Raw genomic sequence first — 20,277 nt, forward strand, 5'->3', positions numbered from 1 at the left:
CCCGGCGCCCCGATGATCGATCCCAAGCGCGTTTTGCGCGCCCTCGCCGAACACTGGACGTTGCTCGAACCACTCTGTGAGCGTTTCGACGCGGGCACCCTGAGCCTGGTCGAGCTGCGCAGCCAGCTCGCCACGCAGTTGCCCGACGCCACGCCCAGCGACACCACCGCTCTGCTCGACACCTGGATCCGCCTGGATATCCTGGTGCCGGTGGCCAAGAGCCCCAACCGCTTCGAGCTCAACGCGCAGATTCACGACTTTCTCGCCTACCTGCGCCGCGAGCACCGCCTCGGCCTGTGCCTGGAGATCGAAGCCTACCTGCGCCACCTGGAGCGCCTTGCCGGCTATATCCAGGATGCCTTCGAGGTGCGCGACGCCAACGACCTGGCGCGCCAGTTACGCCTGCTCGACATGCGCGTCAGGGACGTGCTGAAGAAGCTGGCCAATGATGAACAGGCGCTGGTCGGCGTGGCCGACCGGGCCAAGACCTCGGATCGGCAGATTCCCCTGCGCCAGCGCTACGCCGAAGTGCTGGCCACCTGGGACGAATACGTCGAGCCGATGATCCAGCTAGTCGCTGCCGACGGCGCCTTCGAGCAGGGTGTGCGCCACGTCGAGCAGGTACTGCTGCGCCTGCTCGGCGATCAGCAGCGCCTTGGCCAATTAGTGGACGATGACCTGCTGCTGCGCACCCACGCGCGCATCCTGGAAATGCAGACCACCGCCCAGCTAACCCTGCGCAAGGCTCGCGAACTGCTACTGCCGCTGCGCGAGGAAGCGCGCCGGCACAACGCCGTAACCCGTGGTGCGGCACTGGCGCTGTCGGTGATCCGCAAGAAGGGCATCGACGCCGTGCCGCAGGCCGCCATGCCGCTGTTCACCCGGCCTCAGAGCAACTTCCTCGGCAGCGCCAGCCAGGTTGAGGCCTACGTTTACGCCCTGGCCCGCTTCGAGGCCAAGCCGGCGCATTTCCCCAAAGCCAGCAGCAGCCGCAAGGGCGGCGCGCCCAAGGCGCCGAAGACCGCACGGGAGATGATCGAGCGCTGCGAACAGGCCCTGCCGCTGCCTGATCTGATGGCCTGGCTGCTGGAACAGGAGCCGGAAGGCGCCACCGACGAGCTGCTCTACTGGTTCTCGCGCCTGTCGCGCGAATCGCGTTTCCAGCGTGAACGCCTGGAACGCCGCCAGTACCTGACCCGCGAGCACGAGGTCAGCCTCGCCTCCTTCGCCCTGGTAGGCCAGCCCAATGCTTGAGCTGCCCGTAGGGTGCGCTGTGCGCACCGCAACCGACGACATGGTGCGTACAGCGCACCCTACGACTGCCCGTGAGCACGACGTATGAATATCGATCTGAAAGAAATGACCCAGCTCGCGGCCGCCTTCCGCGACCTGTTCAAGGGCTACCACATCTCGCGCAGCGAGCCGGAGTGCTACGCCCAGCTATCCAGCATGCAGGACCAGTACCGCGCGCTGTTCCGCGCCCTCGGCTTCGAGCTGGTCTGCGACCCGCGCGGCTTCTACTACTTCGTCCCCGAGCAGGTCGCGCCGCAGGTGAACAAGACCGCCCAGCGCCTGGCGCTGTTCACCTTCATTCTGGTCGAGCACCTGGCCGACCAGGGCCGCGACCCGCTCTCGGTGCTCGACGGCGGCAGCATCGGCCGTGACGAGCTGCCGGCGCTGCTGGAAAAATACCGCGACCTGTTCCTGCAGGCCGAAGTCACCACCTTCGAGGAGCTGGAGGACAAGATCATTCGCCGCCTCACCCAGCTCGGCTTCGCCGAGGACAGCAACGGCGTGTACCGCTTCCTGCCGCCGATGCACCGTTTCCTCGACGTCTGCCTGTCGGTGCAGCATGACCGCGACCTGGCCGCCAGCCTGCACAGCAGCGACCTGCCGCTGCCGGCGCCGGTGCTGCTGGACGACGACGGTGACGCCGACGCGACCGCTGTCATCGATATCGAAGAATCCGAGGAAGACGCCCTGGCCCGCGCCATGGCCGAAGAACGTGCTGCACAGGAGCAAGACGCATGACCCAGGAACGCTACGGCATCCGCCGCTTCGCCCTGCTGAACACCGCCGGCTACAGCCTCGGCCTGTTCCCGCTGGAAAACCCGCTGTCGGTGTACGGCGCCAACAACCTGGGAAAATCCGCCTCGATCAACGCCCTGCAGTTCCCGATCCTGGCGCGCATGTCGGACATGAGCTTCGGCAAGTACAGCCTGGAAGCCTCGCGCAAGTTCTACTTCGCCAGCGACACCAGCTACATCCTCGTCGAAGTCGCCCTGCCCCACGGCCCGCACGTGATCGGCGTAGCCGGTCGCGGCCCGGGCGGCGGCTTCGGTCACCAGTTCTTCGCCTACGCCGGTGAGCTGGATCTGGAGCACTACCAGCAGAACGGCACCTGCCTGCGCCAGCGCGAACTGTTCAAGAACCTCGGCCAGGCCGGCATCACTGCCTACGAGCTGAAGCCTGACGAACTGCGTCGCTTGCTGGTCGGCGGCCACACCAGCATCCCGCTGGACCTGACCCTGATCCCGTTGCGCTCGACCAGCGAGCAGAGCCTGAAAACCTTCCGCGCCCTGTTCATCAACCTGCTGCACATGCGCGAGATCACCGCAGCTAAGCTCAAGCAATTGTTCCTCGATGCCTTCGAGCACAGCCTGCGCTCGGGCAGCGTCGACTATATCGCCGCCACCGAGGAAGCCTTCCGCGACGTGCGCCGCATGGAACAGGACTACCAGGCCCTGGTCACTGCCGGCCCCTTGATCGAGGCACTGGCTTCGGGCGTGGCCCAGCGCGAAGTGCTGCGCGGCAAGCTGCATCGCCTCTCACCACTGCTCGACAACCTGCTGGGCACCTGGCACGACTACGCCGATGCGCGCAAGGAAGAGCTGGTGATCCAGGCCGAGCACTACCGCAACGAGCAGGACGGCCTGCAGAACGAGCAGCGCGGCGGTACCAGTGAGCTGATGCGCCTGGAGCGTGAGATCAGCGAAATCCAGCGCTGGCTGGGCGAACTGGCGGTGCTGAAGAACCGTTTCGCCCTGGTGGACGATGCCAAGGTGCTGGAAGAGCAACTGCTCGCCGCCAAGGACGCCCACGACGAACTGGCCGGCGCCCTGGCGCAGTCGCGCCAGTTCTCCAGCGAAGACCTGGACGAGCGCCTGCGTGATCTGGAAAAACGCCTCAAGTCGGTCAAGCAGCAGCTCGATCACGCCGACAACAACAGCTACTCGCGCCTGCGCGAGGAATTCAGCCAGCAGGACGTCGACCGCCTGATGCGCCTGTTCAACGGCCAGTTGTTCAGCCTGCCGCTGGGTGAGAAAGGTATCCAGGCCGAGGGCGATGACTGGGTCAAGGCCGTCGAAGCGGTGCTTGATCGCTTCAAGGGCGATACCTTCGCCGTGCCGGGCCTGTCCATCGACCTCAGCCATATTGAGCCGCCGGCGCTGCAAGCACTGGCCGACCGCGCCGCCCTGCGCGATCAGAAGGATCGTCTGGAGCGCGAGCTCAAGCAGCTCAAGACCCAGCAGTCGGTCGCTGCCGACCGCGCTGCCAGCAAGGCCCAGGCCGAGGCCCTGTACCAGGCCGTACTGGATGCGCAGAAAGCGCTGGAAGACTTCCGCAAGAGCCAGACCCTGGCTGCCGAGGAGCCGCAGAAGCTGGAGCGACTGGCCGAACTGGAAGGCGCCCAGGACGAACTCAAGCGTGCCAGCGATGCCTTCGCCGAGCGCGTGCAGCAGTTGTCCGCCAAGCTGCAACTGGTCGGCCGCCAACTGGCCGATCTGGAAGCCAAGGAACGCACTCTGGAAGATGCCCTGCGTCGCCGCCAGTTGTTGCCGTCCGACCTGCCCTTCGGCACGCCGTTCATGGAGCCGGTGGACGACTCGCTGGACAACCTGCTGCCGCTGCTCAACGACTATCAGGACACCTGGCAGGCGCTGCAGCGCATCGACAACCAGATCGAAGCGCTGTACGCCCAGGTACGCCTGAAAGGCGTGGCCAAGTTCGACAGCGAAGACGACGTCGAGCGTCGCCTGCAACTGCTGGTCAACGCCTACGCCCACCGCCAGGACGAAGCCCTCACTCTAGCGAAGGCCAGACGTGCGGCAGTCACCGATATCGCCCGTACCCTACGCAATATCCGCAGCGACTACGACAACCTCGAGCACCAACTGGCGCTGTTCAACCGCGAGATCAACAAGCGCCAGGTCTCCAACCTGCAGAGCTTCCGCATCGTCCTGGCGCCGAACAAGGAAGCCCTACGCCACATCGACCAGATCATCCACAGCGCAGGCCAGTACGAAGAAGGCGAGACCTTGTCGGTGTTCGACCTGTCGCAGTCGGCCGATCAGGACGCCAAGAACGAGGAGGCCAAGGAGTACCTGTCGCGCCTGGTGGCCGCCAACGGCAACCAGCTGGGCCTGAAGGATCTGTTCGAGCTGGCCTTCGAGATCACCAAGGTGCACGGCCAGCCGATCATTCACACGGACATCGACGGGGCCGCCTCCAACGGCACCACCATGACCATCAAGGCACTGACCAATATGTACCTGCTGCTGCACCTGATGGATCGCGAGCAGGCCGGGCGCGTGCGCCTGCCCTACTACCTCGACGAGGCGGCGGACATCGACGAACGCAACCAGCAGGCGCTGATCGAAACCAGCCTGCAGCTCGGCTTCGTGCCGATCCTGGCCTCGGTAAAGCCGCAGGTCTCGGCCCACGTGGCCATCGACCTGGAAGGCGGCAGCGGCCCCAACGGCATCTATATTGACGAGGCGGACTGGAAGTTCATCAAGCCGCGCGAGAACGCCAAGGCGCAGGCGCCACAGCAGGAAGAAGCGACCGAGCCGGCCTGACCGCATCGCGACTGAAGCCGCTCCTACGGCCAACCTTGCGTAGGAGCGGCTTCAGCCGCGAGCTTTTATAGCCGCAAAAATGAAAGGGGCCGCTCATTGCGGCCCCTTTCATTTCTATGATTTTCTTACTACTCCAGCACGATCTTCGGTGCCCAATCCAGCCAGCCCTGTCCCGGCTCGTCGAACAAGGCGAAGGTCTGACCTGGCAGCGCCGGGCCACCCATATCAGCATTGTCCGGCGTGGCGAAGGCGATGCCACCCTCGATCAAGGCTTCCAGCGATTCGGTACGCACCTTCACCCCCTTGAACAGCCCCGCGTCCACACCGATGCCGCTGGCATTCCAGAAGCGGCTGCCGCTGCGCACCAGCGGCGCATAACGTGGCTCAATCAGGATATGGATCAGCACGCGGTCGGAAGTCGGCCCCAGCTCGAAATCCACCACCTTGCCCACCGGCACCTCACGGTAGCTGACGATCACCCCCGGCTTGATCGAACCACGCCGCGGCGCACTCAGCACCAGGCGCAAACCCTCCTCACGTACTGCCTGATTCGGCGGGCCGTCCAGGGCAACGAACTGGGTACGACGCGGCCCTTTTTGCAGTGCCGGTTGCACTTCCAGATATTGGCCGCTGACCAGGGTGCCGAGGTTGGCCGCACGGGTCAGGCTCAACTCCGGCCGCACCACCCAGAACTGTGTGCCCTCGCGGTTTATCTGCTCGGCCGCCTGGGTGATGCGCACGTTGAGCATCACCGCCTGCAAGTCGTCGGTCAGGCTCAGGTTCTCCACCTTGCCCACCTCCAGGCCCTTGTAACGCACCGCCGTACCCGGTTGCAGGCCCTCGCCATCGGCCACGCGAATGCTGATCTGCTGACCCAATTGCAAGGCACTGTCGCGATCCGGGTGTAGAGCGAAACGCTGAATCTGCCGATCCGACCTGGCCGCGTTCAGATCAGGTGTCTCGAAGGCAATGCCGCCGGCCAGTAGCGTCTGCAGCGATTCGCTCTTTACCTCGACTCCCGACAGCCCGCCCTTGAGCGTGATACCACTGGCATTCCAGAAGCGGGTCGAGGTGTTCACCAGGTGCACGTAATCCGGCTCGATATGTACGCCCAGCACCACCTGCTGGTTATCCCGAGCGAGCTGATAGCTCTGCACCGAGCCCACCTTGAGCTGCCGATAGAGCACCGGGCTGCCCACCTCGATGGAGCCGAGCTGATCGGTGAACAGCACCAGATGCAGCCCGGGTGCGCCGAGATCCAGGGGCGGCGCCTTGCTCCGCGCGACGAACTTGCGAGCCGGAGTGCCGCCCTTTTCGCCAGGCCGCATGGCGATATAGTTGCCCTTGACCAGAGCCTCCAGCCCGGTGATGCCAGCCAGAGAAATGGAGGGCTTGACCACCCAGAAGTCCGAACCCTCGACCAGATAGTCTTCGGCCAGGGGGTTGATGGTCAGCTCGGCGGTGGCGCTGGTAAGGTCAGCATTGACCTTCAGGGTTTTCAGCGTCCCCACCTGGATGCCCTTGTACATCACCGGCGTCCTTCCTTCCTGCAAACCCTCGAAGTCACTGAAGGTCACGACCACCTTGATGCCCGCCTGTGCTTCATCGTAATCCTGGTAAAGGCGGAACGGCAGACTGGGATCGGTAGGCGGGCTATCCTTGCGGTTTTCCGGGGTGGCGAAGGCGATGCCGCCGGCAACGATGCTGGCCAGTGACTCGCTGCGCAGCTTGAAGCCGGACAGATCGGCGTCGACACTGATGCCGCTGGCATTCCAGAACCGCGTGTGTTTGCGTACCAGATGAGCATATTCCGGCGCGATGAATACCTTCACCTCGACAGTGCTCTGATCCTCGCCCAGCTTGTAGCTCTTCACCCGTCCGACCTGAATCTGCTTGTAGAACACCGGACTGTCGCGATTGAGCGAGCCGAGGCGCTCCGCCTTCAGGGTCAGGTGCAGACCGGGAACGTCGTCGCCCATCGGTGGCTCCTGCTCCAGGGCGGTGAAGCTGCGCGAAGGCTCACCTTCCCCTGGGCTGAAGGTGATGTAGTTGCCCGATACCAGCGTTTCCAGGCCACTGATGCCAGCCAGGCTCACATTGGGCTTGACCAGCCAGAAGCGCGTCTCGCTGCGCAGGAACTGCTCGACATCCTTGTTGACCTCCAGCTTCGCGACCACGCCACGGTTCTTGCCACTGGTGTCGAGACTGATGTCCGTCACCTTGCCCACAGCCATGCCCTTGTACATCAGCTCGGTCTTGCCGGCCTGGATGCCCTCGCCACTGGCGAAAACCAGCTCCACCTCGATACCCGCCTCACTGTAGGCGCGCCAGGCCAGCCAACCACCGATGAGCAAGGCGATCAGCGGCAATACCCAGATGGCAGACCAGTTCGAGGCAGGACGCGTCTTGGCCAGAGGAAGGTCAGTCATATTCGGTTTCCGTATTGTCCCAGATGAGGCGGGGGTCGAACGTCAGGGCTGCAAGCATGGTCAGGATCACCACGCTGGCAAACGCAGCAGCACCAGCACCAGCTTCGATACTGGCGAGGCTGCCAAAATTCACTACGGCCACCAGAATCGCGATGACGAAGATATCCAGCATCGACCAGCGCCCGATCCATTCGATGAAGCGATACATGATGATGCGCTGACGCGCCGACATTGGCTGGTGACGCTGTACCGAGTACAGCAACAGCGCGATGCCCACCAGCTTGAAGGTAGGCACCAGGATACTGGCGATGAACACCACAGCGGCGATGGGCAACATGCCATGGTGCAGCAGTTCGACGACACCGCTCATGATGGTGGACGGCTCCCCCTTGCCAAGGCTGTTCACCGTCATGATCGGCAACAGGTTGGCTGGAATGTAGAGAATCGCCGAAGTCAGCAGAAGCGCCCAGGTACGCACCAGGCTGTTGGGTCTGCGTGCATGCACCAGACCGCCGCAACGGCTGCAGTACTGATGCTGGACATCTGGCTCGATGGGGTTGAGCTGATGGCACTCATGACAAACCAGCAAACCGGCATCAATCGCCCGCATGGCTATCCTCCCCCGACAGGGCTTCCCAGATTTGCTGCGGTGACATCGTCACCTCCAGCCATACCTGCACCAGCAACAACGTGACGAAGCAGAACAGACCCAGGCCGAGACTCAGATCGGCCAGATCCTTCAGCTTCACCATGGCAACCAGAATGCCCATCAGATAGACCTCGAGCATTCCCCATTCGCGCAAGTGGTGATAGATGCGATAGAGCAGCAGACCATAGCTACGCCCCAGATCCAGACGGATGCTGAGCAGCACCAGCAACTGACAAAGCAGCTTGAGCAACGGCACGGCCATGCTGCACAGAAACACCACCACGGCGATTCCCTGCATGCCGCTTTCATACAGGCCGATCACGCCACTCCAGACCGTGTCCTGAGAAGTCTGCCCCAGCAGATTGAGCTGCATGATCGGCAGGAAGTTCGCCGGGATATACAGCAACAGTGCGGTAAGCACCAAGGCCAGGCTACGCCGCACGACGTATAACCGGTGACTGAACAGCTCATAGCTACAACGCGGACATTGCGCACGCTCGCCATCCTGCAGAACAGGCTTGCGCATCAGCAAATCGCACTCGTGGCAAGCGACGAGCGCACTTACCGGCAGCGAGCACAGCGGGATGTCAGGGGGCGAGTCAGCCATGGAGCCTCCGCACAGGGAGGCTCATTCTAACCGAGTGCTGAGCACTCAGAGAGGCTTGGCATGTGGATCGAATAGGAGGCTTTGTCCTGGCTGGCGGCTCAGACCTTGAATCGACGAATCAGTTGATCCAGCTCGTGCGATAAGCGCTCCAGATCCCGACTCATATCGTTGTTCTGCGCGGTCATACCCTGCGTCTCACTGATATGGCGGGATATCTGCGCGAGGCTCTGATTCACCTCGGCACCAATGCTCGACTGCTCTTCGGCGGCCGTCGCAATCTGATTGTTCATGCCGGCAATATCCGAGACGGCCTGGCTCACGCCAGCCAGAATCTGCCCCGTCCCGTTGGCCTTGGACACTGCAGCCTCACTGCCCTTGAGACTGTTCTGCATGGTCACCACTGCAGCACGCGCGCCCTGTTGCAACTGACTGATCTTGGCCTGGATCTCTTGTGTGCTCTGTTGCGTACGCGAGGCCAGGGAACGCACTTCGTCAGCCACCACGGCAAAGCCTCGTCCCTGCTCACCCGCGCGAGCTGCCTCGATCGCAGCGTTCAATGCCAACAGATTGGTCTGCTCGGCGATGGCACGGATGACATCGAGAATGGAGCCAATGGACTCCACATCGTTGCCAAGCGTCTGGATGTCCTCGGCTGCCTTCTCGATATCGATGGCCAGGCCACTGATCGCCTCGATGGTCTCGTCCACGTTGAGTTGCATCGCGCGTGCCTGATCATCGGTATCGCGGGTGACCTGAGCGGCACTCTGCGCCGCCTCGGCGACATTGTGCGTCGCCAGCGCCATCTGATCCATGGCATGGGTAACCTGCTCGGCATCAGTGGTCTGGCGCACCAAGGCATCAGCGGCCTGCTGGGTGCTCATGCGCAGTTGCTCGTTACGCTCCTGCAGAGCATGCACGCAACGCGTCAGCTCCAGAATCATGTCACGAATCTTGCCCACGAAGAGGTTGAAGGCACCGGCCATCGACGCAGTTTCTTCGTTGCCATCGACAGGCAGATGGTGAGTCAGATCGCCCTCCTCCGAGGCCAGCAATTGCAAATTGCTCGTGAGCTGACGTATCGGCCGCACGATCGACGCAGCTACCCATACGGCCAGCCCCGCAAGCACCGCCAAGAGAACAGCCAGAGTCAGCCACTGCTTCAGGCGCAGCTCGTCCAGCGCTTTCTGTTGTTGCTGCAGTTGCTCATCGATCAGCCTGTCGACCCCATCGATATAAAAACCCGCCCCCACCGTCCAACCCCATTTCTCCAGATAGCGGGAGTAGGACAACTTTGGGTAGGAGGTCGTATCGCTACCAGGGCGCGGAAAGTAGTACGTCACGAAATCACCGCCGCGCTTGGCAGCAGCAATGAGCTCGCGAATCAGGTAAGAGCCTTGGGTATCTTGCAGATCCCAGAAATTCTTGCCCTCATCTTTCCCGGCAAGAAAGATGCGATCACCTTTGTCGTTGTAGCCAAAAAAATAGCCGTCAGAGCCATAGCGTAGCTCTCGTAGCTGATCAGCCGCCTGTTTCATGACCTCGGGCGTTTGCGCATCTGGACTGTCATAGAGCGGTTTGATCGCGCTAAAAGCAATATCCAAATAGCTTAGTAACTCGTCCTTGCGCGTTTTCAACAAGGTTTCTCTAGTCTCCTCGAGACTACGCTGGCTCAAGGACTGTTGTTCGGAGAAAGCCAGTAACTGTACGACAAGGGCAGTGAGAAAGGCTGGGATGAGCGATAACAACAGGACTTTATTGCGAATATTCCATTTCATGGCATGGCCCTGAACATTGGATTTAGGACGCCAATATATCGGCTTTACCCGAATAAATCTTTATCTCGGTAAAGGTTTACGCAGAAATAATCCGCGGTCATGAGGCTAAAGAGACGCACGAATGACGGCCAAGATTGATCAGCCCCCAGATACACCAAGGCCACCTTCAAGGTGGCCTTTTCATTGCGCAGTCAGCGTAGGGTGCGCCGCGCGCACATGGCCATGAGCCCAGTGATTCGGTGCGCACAGCGCACCCTACGCCAGGCTTCGGCTTTTCCCGGCGCAAAGAAGAAACCCCAGACCGCGTTGGCGATCTGGGGTTTCGTATAGGAGCTTGACGATGATCTGGCCGGCACTCCGGGACTCTCACCGCCACCTGCCATTTTTCGCGCACATAGAAGAACGCCCTGACCAGTTACCTGATCAGGGCGTTCGTATAGGAGCTTGACGATGACCTACTCTCACATGGTGAAGCACCACACTACCATCGGCGATGCGTCGTTTCACTACTGAGTTCGGGATGGGATCAGGTGGTTCCAACGCTCTATGGTCGTCAAGCAATTCGGTTGGGATCTCGTCGTTAGACGCTATCCCCTGGATACGTGATAGAAGCTTTGTAGTTCTTGCAAATTTTCGGCTTTCTGTCGACTTCACCATCGACACCCTCTGCACGAGGGCAGATTGTTTGGGTGTTATATGGTCAAGCCTCACGGGCAATTAGTATTGGTTAGCTCAACGCCTCACAGCGCTTACACACCCAACCTATCAACGTCGTAGTCTCCGACGGCCCTTTAGGGAGCTCGAGGCTCCAGTGAGATCTCATCTTGAGGCAAGTTTCCCGCTTAGATGCTTTCAGCGGTTATCTCTTCCGAACATAGCTACCCGGCAGTGCCACTGGCGTGACAACCGGAACACCAGAGGTTCGTCCAACCCGGTCCTCTCGTACTAAGGTCAGCCCCTCTCAAATCTCAAACGTCCACGGCAGATAGGGACCGAACTGTCTCACGACGTTCTAAACCCAGCTCGCGTACCACTTTAAATGGCGAACAGCCATACCCTTGGGACCGGCTTCAGCCCCAGGATGTGATGAGCCGACATCGAGGTGCCAAACACCGCCGTCGATATGAACTCTTGGGCGGTATCAGCCTGTTATCCCCGGAGTACCTTTTATCCGTTGAGCGATGGCCCTTCCATACAGAACCACCGGATCACTAAGACCTACTTTCGTACCTGCTCGACGTGTCTGTCTCGCAGTCAAGCGCGCTTTTGCCTTTATACTCTACGACCGATTTCCGACCGGTCTGAGCGCACCTTCGTACTCCTCCGTTACTCTTTGGGAGGAGACCGCCCCAGTCAAACTACCCACCATACACTGTCCTCGACCCGGATGACGGGCCAGAGTTAGAACCTCAAGGTTGCCAGGGTGGTATTTCAAGGATGGCTCCATGAGAACTGGCGTCCCCACTTCAAAGCCTCCCACCTATCCTACACAAGCAAGCTCAAAGTCCAGTGCAAAGCTATAGTAAAGGTTCACGGGGTCTTTCCGTCTAGCCGCGGATACACTGCATCTTCACAGCGATTTCAATTTCACTGAGTCTCGGGTGGAGACAGCGCCGCCATCGTTACGCCATTCGTGCAGGTCGGAACTTACCCGACAAGGAATTTCGCTACCTTAGGACCGTTATAGTTACGGCCGCCGTTTACCGGGGCTTCGATCAAGAGCTTCGCTTGCGCTAACCCCATCAATTAACCTTCCGGCACCGGGCAGGCGTCACACCCTATACGTCCACTTTCGTGTTTGCAGAGTGCTGTGTTTTTAATAAACAGTCGCAGCGGCCTGGTATCTTCGACCGGCATGGGCTTACGCAGTAAATGCTTCACCCTCACCGGCGCACCTTCTCCCGAAGTTACGGTGCCATTTTGCCTAGTTCCTTCACCCGAGTTCTCTCAAGCGCCTTGGTATTCTCTACCTAACCACCTGTGTCGGTTTGGGGTACGGTTCCTAGTTACCTGAAGCTTAGAAGCTTTTCCTGGAAGCATGGCATCAACCACTTCGCATTCTAAAAGAACGCTCGTCATCAGCTCTCGGCCTTGATCTCCCGGATTTACCTAAGAAACCAGCCTACCGCCTTAAACACGGACAACCAACGCCGTGCTGGCCTAGCCTTCTCCGTCCCTCCATCGCAGTAACTAGAAGTACGGGAATATTAACCCGTTTCCCATCGACTACGCATTTCTGCCTCGCCTTAGGGGCCGACTCACCCTGCGTCGATTAACGTTGCGCAGGAAACCTTGGTCTTTCGGCGTGCGAGTTTTTCACTCGCATTGTCGTTACTCATGTCAGCATTCGCACTTCTGATACCTCCAGCAAGCTTCTCAACTCACCTTCACAGGCTTACAGAACGCTCCTCTACCGCTCATCCAAAGGATGAACCCGTAGCTTCGGTGTATGGTTTGAGCCCCGTTACATCTTCCGCGCAGGCCGACTCGACTAGTGAGCTATTACGCTTTCTTTAAAGGATGGCTGCTTCTAAGCCAACCTCCTAGCTGTCTAAGCCTTCCCACATCGTTTCCCACTTAACCATAACTTTGGGACCTTAGCTGACGGTCTGGGTTGTTTCCCTTTTCACGACGGACGTTAGCACCCGCCGTGTGTCTCCCGTGCTGACACTTGCTGGTATTCGGAGTTTGCATCGGTTTGGTAAGTCGGGATGACCCCCTAGCCGAAACAGTGCTCTACCCCCAGCAGTGATACACGAGGCGCTACCTAAATAGCTTTCGAGGAGAACCAGCTATCTCCGAGCTTGATTAGCCTTTCACTCCGATCCACAGGTCATCCGCTAACTTTTCAACGGTAGTCGGTTCGGTCCTCCAGTCAGTGTTACCTAACCTTCAACCTGCCCATGGATAGATCGCCCGGTTTCGGGTCTATACCCAGCGACTAAAGCGCCCTATTAAGACTCGCTTTCGCTACGCCTCCCCTATTCGGTTAAGCTCGCCACTGAATATAAGTCGCTGACCCATTATACAAAAGGTACGCAGTCACCCAACAAAGTAGGCTCCCACTGCTTGTACGCATACGGTTTCAGGTTCTATTTCACTCCCCTCTCCGGGGTTCTTTTCGCCTTTCCCTCACGGTACTGGTTCACTATCGGTCAGTCAGTAGTATTTAGCCTTGGAGGATGGTCCCCCCATGTTCAGACAAGGTTTCTCGTGCCCCGTCCTACTCGATTTCATTGATAAGAGCGTTTCGTGTACGGGGCTATCACCCACTACGGCGGCACTTTCCAGAGCCTTCCACTACACTCAAATCAACTTAAGGGCTAGTCCCCGTTCGCTCGCCACTACTTAGGGAATCTCGGTTGATTTCTTTTCCTCAGGGTACTTAGATGTTTCAGTTCCCCTGGTTCGCCTCTTGCACCTATGGATTCAGTACAAGATACCTAGGTTATCCTAGGTGGGTTCCCCCATTCAGACATCTCTGGATCACAGTCTGTTTGCCGACTCCCCAAAGCTTTTCGCAGGCTACCACGTCTTTCATCGCCTCTGACTGCCAAGGCATCCACCGTATGCGCTTCTTCACTTGACCATATAACCCCAAGCAATCTGGTTACTGTCTCAATCGTGAAGACGACATTCGCCGAAAATTTGCGTCTTGAGAACTACAAATTTTACCTTGACCAGATCAATTGCCAGTGAAAGCAATCAATCAGTCACTTCTATCACATATCCAAATTTTTAAAGAACGATGTTTCTACCGGTCAAAAGACCAGAAATCAGCACTCAACAGGTCTACCCTGAAGCGCTCATTTCTGAACTCTTTCCTTCTACCGCAACGCGCGAGAGTGGTGGAGCCAAGCGGGATCGAACCGCTGACCTCCTGCGTGCAAAGCAGGCGCTCTCCCAGCTGAGCTATGGCCCCGTAATCTTCTGCACCAAGCAATTGGTAGGTCTGGGCAGATTTGAACTGCCGACCTCACCCTTATCAGGGGTGCGCTCTAACCAACTGAGCTACAGACCTATAACAGGGTCGCGTTACAGCATCGTCTTCGACTATGAATCAAGCAATTCGTGTGGGAACTTATGAAGAAGCTGATGTCTTCGATTAAGGAGGTGATCCAGCCGCAGGTTCCCCTACGGCTACCTTGTTACGACTTCACCCCAGTCATGAATCACTCCGTGGTAACCGTCCCCCCGAAGGTTAGACTAGCTACTTCTGGAGCAACCCACTCCCATGGTGTGACGGGCGGTGTGTACAAGGCCCGGGAACGTATTCACCGTGACATTCTGATTCACGATTACTAGCGATTCCGACTTCACGCAGTCGAGTTGCAGACTGCGATCCGGACTACGATCGGTTTTATGGGATTAGCTCCACCTCGCGGCTTGGCAACCCTTTGTACCGACCATTGTAGCACGTGTGTAGCCCTGGCCGTAAGGGCCATGATGACTTGACGTCATCCCCACCTTCCTCCGGTTTGTCACCGGCAGTCTCCTTAGAGTGCCCACCATAACGTGCTGGTAACTAAGGACAAGGGTTGCGCTCGTTACGGGACTTAACCCAACATCTCACGACACGAGCTGACGACAGCCATGCAGCACCTGTGTCTGAGTTCCCGAAGGCACCAATCCATCTCTGGAAAGTTCTCAGCATGTCAAGGCCAGGTAAGGTTCTTCGCGTTGCTTCGAATTAAACCACATGCTCCACCGCTTGTGCGGGCCCCCGTCAATTCATTTGAGTTTTAACCTTGCGGCCGTACTCCCCAGGCGGTCAACTTAATGCGTTAGCTGCGCCACTAAAATCTCAAGGATTCCAACGGCTAGTTGACATCGTTTACGGCGTGGACTACCAGGGTATCTAATCCTGTTTGCTCCCCACGCTTTCGCACCTCAGTGTCAGTATCAGTCCAGGTGGTCGCCTTCGCCACTGGTGTTCCTTCCTATATCTACGCATTTCACCGCTACACAGGAAATTCCACCACCCTCTACCGTACTCTAGCTCGCCAGTTTTGGATGCAGTTCCCAGGTTGAGCCCGGGGCTTTCACATCCAACTTAACGAACCACCTACGCGCGCTTTACGCCCAGTAATTCCGATTAACGCTTGCACCCTTCGTATTACCGCGGCTGCTGGCACGAAGTTAGCCGGTGCTTATTCTGTCGGTAACGTCAAAATTGCACGGTATTAACGTACAACCCTTCCTCCCAACTTAAAGTGCTTTACAATCCGAAGACCTTCTTCACACACGCGGCATGGCTGGATCAGGCTTTCGCCCATTGTCCAATATTCCCCACTGCTGCCTCCCGTAGGAGTCTGGACCGTGTCTCAGTTCCAGTGTGACTGATCATCCTCTCAGACCAGTTACGGATCGTCGCCTTGGTGAGCCATTACCTCACCAACTAGCTAATCCGACCTAGGCTCATCTGATAGCGCAAGGCCCGAAGGTCCCCTGCTTTCTCCCGTAGGACGTATGCGGTATTAGCGTTCCTTTCGGAACGTTATCCCCCACTACCAGGCAGATTCCTAGGCATTACTCACCCGTCCGCCGCTAAATCAAGGAGCAAGCTCCTCTCATCCGCTCGACTTGCATGTGTTAGGCCTGCCGCCAGCGTTCAATCTGAGCCATGATCAAACTCTTCAGTTCAATACTGCTTGGGTTTTGAGAAAACCCTAAACTTGGCTCAGCAATCGCAAATCTCTTACTTAAAAGAGTAACTCTCGAATTCACGAGTGTTGCTTTGTGATGCTGATAATCTGTCGACTATCAGGCTTACCTCACAAGCACCCACACGAATTGCTTGATTCAGTTGTTAAAGAACAGTTGGTTAAGCCTCTCGCCTCAACCAGGCCGCGCATTCTACAGCAGCCCTTCTTTCTGTCAAGTCGTTTTCAAAAGAATTTTTCCTTTCTACTCAACCACTTGCGCCTTCGATCAGAACTTCTTCTCTCCAGCGGGAGGCGCATTCTACAGCGTTCAAAACCGCTGTCAACCACCTCTTTCAAACCGCTTTCGATCCATTCGACCGAACCACCAACAAGACTCAACCACCGCCCTGTCGACCGGCGCGCATTCTACACGCCAGATCCAGCTTTGCAAGCCCTTCATTTAACTTAACTTATTGATTAACAAGCAGTTTTTGAAGCGCTTCAGCGCTGAAGTGGCGCGCATTCTACCGCCAGCAGCATGCGCGTCAAGCTTAAATTGCAATTTTCTTTGCATTATCTCGCCAGGCGCTGCCAAGCCGCTGCATTCCACTTGCCACCACCGGCAGGCGCATCAGCAGCAAGGCGCCGCCCAGCAAGGCATAGACGAGCCACTCGCCCAGATCCGCGCGCACCACCCAGAGCATATGCAGCAACGCCAACAGCAGAATCAGGTAGACCAGACGATGCAATGCCTTCCACTTGCGCCCGAGCTTCCTGATGCTGAAACGGTTGGAGGTCACGGCCAGCACCACCAGGCCGATAAAGGCCAAGGCTCCCACGATGATGTAGGGGCGCTCAGTAAGGTCACGCAACACCGAATCCAAACGCAGCCCGGCGATGAATAGCAGGTACCCCGACAGGTGCAGGGCGACGTAGGCGAAGCACCACAACCCCAACTGTCGCCGCACGGCGATCCAACCGCCCCAGCGAGTAAGCTGCTGCAGCGGCGTCATGGCCAGAGTGATCAACAGCAGGATCAACCCGCCGAGCCCGAGGTTGTCTACCAGCACCTTGCCGGGATCAGGCCCCAGCAACCCGAACATGGCCAGATACAACCAGTACGATGGCGGCAGCAGGGCCACTACGAACACAGCGACACGCCACAACGGATACCGCATCAGTAGTACTTCCTCAGATCCATGCCAGCGTAAAGCCCGGCCACTTCGTCATAACCATTGAACATCCGGGTATCGATCACGTTCGGACTGAACAGGCCACTGGGCAAGCGCCGCTCGGTGGCCTGCGACCAGCGTGGATGATCCACCTGCGGATTGACGTTGGCATAGAAGCCATACTCGTTCGGCGCGATACGCTCCCAGGTGGTCTTGGGCGCCTCCTCCACCAGACTGATGCGAACGATGGACTTGATGCTCTTGAAGCCGTATTTCCACGGCACCACCAGGCGCAGCGGAGCGCCGTTCTGGTTGGGCAGCACGCGCCCATACATGCCCACCGCCATGAAGGCCAGCGGGTGCATGGCCTCATCCATGCGCAGACCTTCCACATAAGGCCAGTCGATCAGGGAGAAGCCCGAGCGCTGTCCGGGCATGTGCTCAGCATCCACCAGTGTCTCGAAGCGCACGTAGCGCGCCGCGGAAGTGGGTTCGACCTGCTTGAGCAGATCAGCCAGGGGAAAGCCCAACCAAGGAATGACCATGGACCAGGCCTCGACGCAACGCAGCCGATAGATGCGCTCCTCGAAGGCATGGGGCTTGACCAGATCCTCGATGGCATAGCGGCCCGGCTTGGCCACTTCGCCATCGACCATCACCGTCCAGGGCTCGATCTGCAGCTTACCGGCATTGGCCGCCGGGTCGCCCTTGCCCGTGCCGAACTCGTAGAAGTTGTTGTAGTGCGTCGCGTCCCTGAAAGGGGTGATGCTCTCACCCTGCGCAGTCACCGCCTGCCAGCGCGTACCTGCCAGCTTGCTCTGGAACCAGTCAGGCGCCTGGGCAGGCGCCACATCGGCATAGGTTCCCGGCGTATCGGCGCGCACCCACCCCGGCATGGCAGCCAGCCCCGCCAAGGCCAGCGAGCCCTGCATCAGCTTACGCCGAGAAAGATAGACGGACTCAGGGGTAACTTCGGACTCAAGGGCCCGAGAAGAAGGAGGGACTCGGATGAGCATGGCAACTCCGCGACTACGGTTCTAGAAACGAACTGTAGACCACGGAGCGCGGAAGAAATTACAGCGTCACTGGGTTTTGCGACGACGTAGCTGCAACAGGTACTGGATCGGCCCGGAGACGGCATAAGCCGTGAAGATCAGCAGCAGGATGCGTGGCGGGTCACTGAACACCACCGCGAAGACCAGCACCACGACCAGAATGGCGACGAAAGGCACACGGCCTTTCAGGTCGAGATCCTTGAAGCTGTAGTACTTGATGTTGCTGACCATCAGGCAGCCCGCAGCGGCGACCAGCAGCGCCACGAGGAAGGCCATGTTGGAACCCTGAATGCCGAAATCGCTGAAGGCCCACACGGTGCCGGCAACCACACCGGCCGCCGCCGGGCTGGCCAGGCCGATGAAGTAGCGCTTGTCGACACTGCCGATCTGGGTATTGAAGCGCGCCAGGCGCAAGGCAGCGCCGGCCACATAGATGAAGGCGACCATCCAGCCCACCTTACCCAGGCTGCCCAGCGCCCACTCGAAGGCGAGCAATGCCGGCGCGACGCCGAAGGCGACCATATCGGAAAGGGAGTCGTATTCGGCACCGAACGCGCTTTGCGTGTTGGTCAGACGGGCGACACGCCCATCCAGGCTGTCCAGCACCATGGCCACGAACACGGTCGCAGCCGCGACGTAGAAGTTGCCGTTCATCGCGTTGATGATGGAGTAGAACCCGGCGAACAGATTGGCCGTGGTGAACAGGTTCGGCAGCAGGTAGATGCCGCGATGGCGCACCTTGCGCCCTTCGGCGTCGTGCCCCTCTTCCACATGCTCGTCGATGGGCAGCAGGCTTTCGATATCCTCGCCCGACCGCTTCGGCTCTTCGTGACCTTCACTCATGAACAACACCTTGCTACGGATTTGAAGAATGGCCGGCGACCCTTGCAGCAGCCCCGACGCCCAGGCTTTATACCAGAGCCTTGCCGCAGAATGAAAAAACGCGGCATAAAGCCGCGTTCTTTCGCACATCGCAGACCTTAGTTCTTGGTCTTGTCGACGATCTTGTTGGCAGCGATCCACGGCATCATCGCACGCAGCTTCTCACCGACCACTTCGATGCCGTGAGCGGCATTGTTGCGGCGATAGGCTGTCATCGACGGGTAGTTGGCGGCGCCTTCGGTGATGAACATCTTGGCGTATTCGCCGTTCTGGATGCGCTTCAGAGCGTTACGCATGGCAGCACGGGATTCGGCGTTGATCACTTCCGGGCCGGTGACGTACTCACCGTACTCGGCGTTGTTGGAGATCGAGTAGTTCATGTTGGCGATACCGCCCTCGAACATCAGATCGACGATCAGCTTCAGCTCGTGCAGGCACTCGAAGTAGGCCATTTCCGGCGCGTAGCCAGCTTCGACCAGGGTCTCGAAACCGGCCTTGACCAGTTCGACGGTACCGCCGCAGAGCACGGCCTGCTCACCGAACAGGTCGGTTTCGGTCTCGTCCTTGAAGGTGGTTTCGATGATGCCGGTACGGCCGCCGCCCACGCCCGAAGCGTAGGACAGGGCGACGTTCTTGGCGTTGCCGGAGGCGTCCTGATAAACGGCGATCAGGTCAGGGATACCGCCGCCCTTGACGAACTCGGTACGTACGGTGTGGCCCGGGGCCTTCGGCGCGATCATGATCACGTCGAGGTCGGCACGCGGAACGACCTGGTTGTAGTGGATGGCGAAGCCGTGAGAGAAGGCCAGGGTAGCGCCCTTCTTGATGTTCGGCTCGATCTCGTTCTTGTACAGCTGGCCCTGGAACTCGTCCGGGGTGAGGATCATGACCAGGTCGGCAGCGGCAACGGCGCTGGCAACGTCGGTCACTTTCAGGCCATGAGCTTCAGCCTTGGCAACGGTGGCGGAGCCTTTGCGCAGGCCGATGGTGACGTCGACACCGGAGTCCTTCAGGTTGCAGGCCTGGGCATGGCCCTGGGAGCCATAACCGATGATGGCGACTTTCTTGCCCTGGATGATGGAGAGGTCGCAATCTTTGTCGTAATAAACTTTCATGTTTCTGGCTCTTCTGAATCGAAAGGAATGGGTGCTGGCACCGCGACCCAAGCACCTTATGTGATCTGAACCATTGCGTAAAATGATAT

10 protein-coding genes, 2 tRNA genes, 3 rRNA genes and 2 pseudogenes are annotated in these 20,277 nt (G+C 59.0%); 3 read left to right on the top strand and 14 right to left on the bottom strand.

Features of this window, described 5'->3' with window-relative positions; genetic code table 11:
• Nucleotides 1-12 precede the first annotated feature (12 nt).
• The 3 genes from mksB to mksF all read left to right on the top strand — a co-directional run bounded on the left by mksB (nt 13) and on the right by mksF (nt 4,859).
• Nucleotides 13-1,254, top strand: a complete 1,242-nt coding sequence (gene mksB, locus OU800_RS18485; RefSeq protein ID WP_268178802.1) for an Mks condensin complex protein MksB — start codon at nt 13-15, stop codon at nt 1,252-1,254.
• Nucleotides 1,255-1,338: 84 nt separating this feature from the next.
• The gene (gene mksE, locus OU800_RS18490; protein ID WP_268178803.1) at nt 1,339-2,031 is read left to right on the top strand and encodes an Mks condensin complex protein MksE; all 693 of its coding nucleotides are present in this window, start codon (nt 1,339-1,341) and stop codon (nt 2,029-2,031) included.
• Complete coding sequence (mksF, locus tag OU800_RS18495) at nt 2,028-4,859, top strand: Mks condensin complex protein MksF (protein ID WP_268178804.1); 2,832 nt, start codon at nt 2,028-2,030, stop codon at nt 4,857-4,859. Before mksE ends, mksF begins: the two co-directional genes overlap by 4 nt.
• Nucleotides 4,860-4,987: 128 nt before the next feature.
• Here the strand turns inward: mksF and OU800_RS18500 are convergent, their stop codons facing one another.
• The 14 genes and pseudogenes from OU800_RS18500 to ilvC form a co-directional block, all read right to left on the bottom strand.
• Entirely contained in the window at nt 4,988-7,288 is a 2,301-nt protein-coding gene (locus OU800_RS18500) for a PqiB family protein (RefSeq protein WP_268178805.1), read from the bottom strand.
• Entirely contained in the window at nt 7,281-7,898 is a 618-nt protein-coding gene (locus OU800_RS18505; protein ID WP_268178806.1) for a paraquat-inducible protein A, read from the bottom strand. Before OU800_RS18505 ends, OU800_RS18500 begins: the two co-directional genes overlap by 8 nt.
• Nucleotides 7,885-8,544: a paraquat-inducible protein A gene (locus OU800_RS18510; RefSeq protein WP_268178807.1), complete on the bottom strand. Its 660-nt coding sequence runs from the start codon at nt 8,542-8,544 to the stop codon at nt 7,885-7,887. The genes OU800_RS18505 and OU800_RS18510 overlap by 14 nt, the downstream gene beginning before the upstream one ends.
• Nucleotides 8,545-8,642: 98 nt before the next feature.
• Nucleotides 8,643-9,158 (bottom strand): annotated as a pseudogene (locus OU800_RS24415) (methyl-accepting chemotaxis protein); the annotation flags it as partial.
• 387 nt (nt 9,159-9,545) lie between these two features.
• Nucleotides 9,546-10,319, bottom strand: a pseudogene (locus tag OU800_RS24420) (cache domain-containing protein); the annotation flags it as partial.
• A 442-nt stretch (nt 10,320-10,761) separates the two neighbouring features.
• Nucleotides 10,762-10,877: ribosomal RNA gene (gene rrf / locus OU800_RS18520) — 5S ribosomal RNA — on the bottom strand.
• Nucleotides 10,878-11,015: 138 nt separating this feature from the next.
• A 23S ribosomal RNA gene (locus OU800_RS18525) occupies nt 11,016-13,908 on the bottom strand.
• A gap of 257 nt (nt 13,909-14,165) precedes the next feature.
• Nucleotides 14,166-14,241: transfer RNA gene (locus tag OU800_RS18530), tRNA-Ala, on the bottom strand.
• Nucleotides 14,242-14,263: 22 nt separating this feature from the next.
• Nucleotides 14,264-14,340 (bottom strand) — tRNA-Ile (locus OU800_RS18535).
• A gap of 85 nt (nt 14,341-14,425) precedes the next feature.
• Nucleotides 14,426-15,962, bottom strand: a 16S ribosomal RNA gene (locus OU800_RS18540).
• The 16S, 23S and 5S rRNA genes sit together here with 2 tRNA genes alongside, the layout of an rRNA operon.
• A gap of 553 nt (nt 15,963-16,515) precedes the next feature.
• Entirely contained in the window at nt 16,516-17,142 is a 627-nt protein-coding gene (msrQ, locus tag OU800_RS18545) for a protein-methionine-sulfoxide reductase heme-binding subunit MsrQ (RefSeq protein ID WP_268178809.1), read from the bottom strand.
• Complete coding sequence (msrP, locus tag OU800_RS18550; protein ID WP_268178810.1) at nt 17,142-18,152, bottom strand: protein-methionine-sulfoxide reductase catalytic subunit MsrP; 1,011 nt, start codon at nt 18,150-18,152, stop codon at nt 17,142-17,144. Before msrP ends, msrQ begins: the two co-directional genes overlap by 1 nt.
• A gap of 66 nt (nt 18,153-18,218) precedes the next feature.
• Nucleotides 18,219-19,034 (bottom strand): CDP-diacylglycerol--serine O-phosphatidyltransferase, encoded by an 816-nt coding sequence (pssA, locus tag OU800_RS18555; RefSeq protein WP_268178811.1) that lies wholly within the window; start codon nt 19,032-19,034, stop codon nt 18,219-18,221.
• Nucleotides 19,035-19,171: 137 nt separating this feature from the next.
• Nucleotides 19,172-20,188 carry a ketol-acid reductoisomerase gene (gene ilvC, locus OU800_RS18560; protein WP_268178812.1) on the bottom strand — a complete coding sequence of 339 codons (1,017 nt, stop codon included), beginning with the start codon at nt 20,186-20,188 and terminating at the stop codon, nt 19,172-19,174.
• Nucleotides 20,189-20,277: the final 89 nt, after the last annotated feature.

The sequence above is a fragment of the Pseudomonas sp. GOM7 genome (assembly GCF_026723825.1).
In the GTDB taxonomy this organism is placed as follows: domain Bacteria; phylum Pseudomonadota; class Gammaproteobacteria; order Pseudomonadales; family Pseudomonadaceae; genus Aquipseudomonas.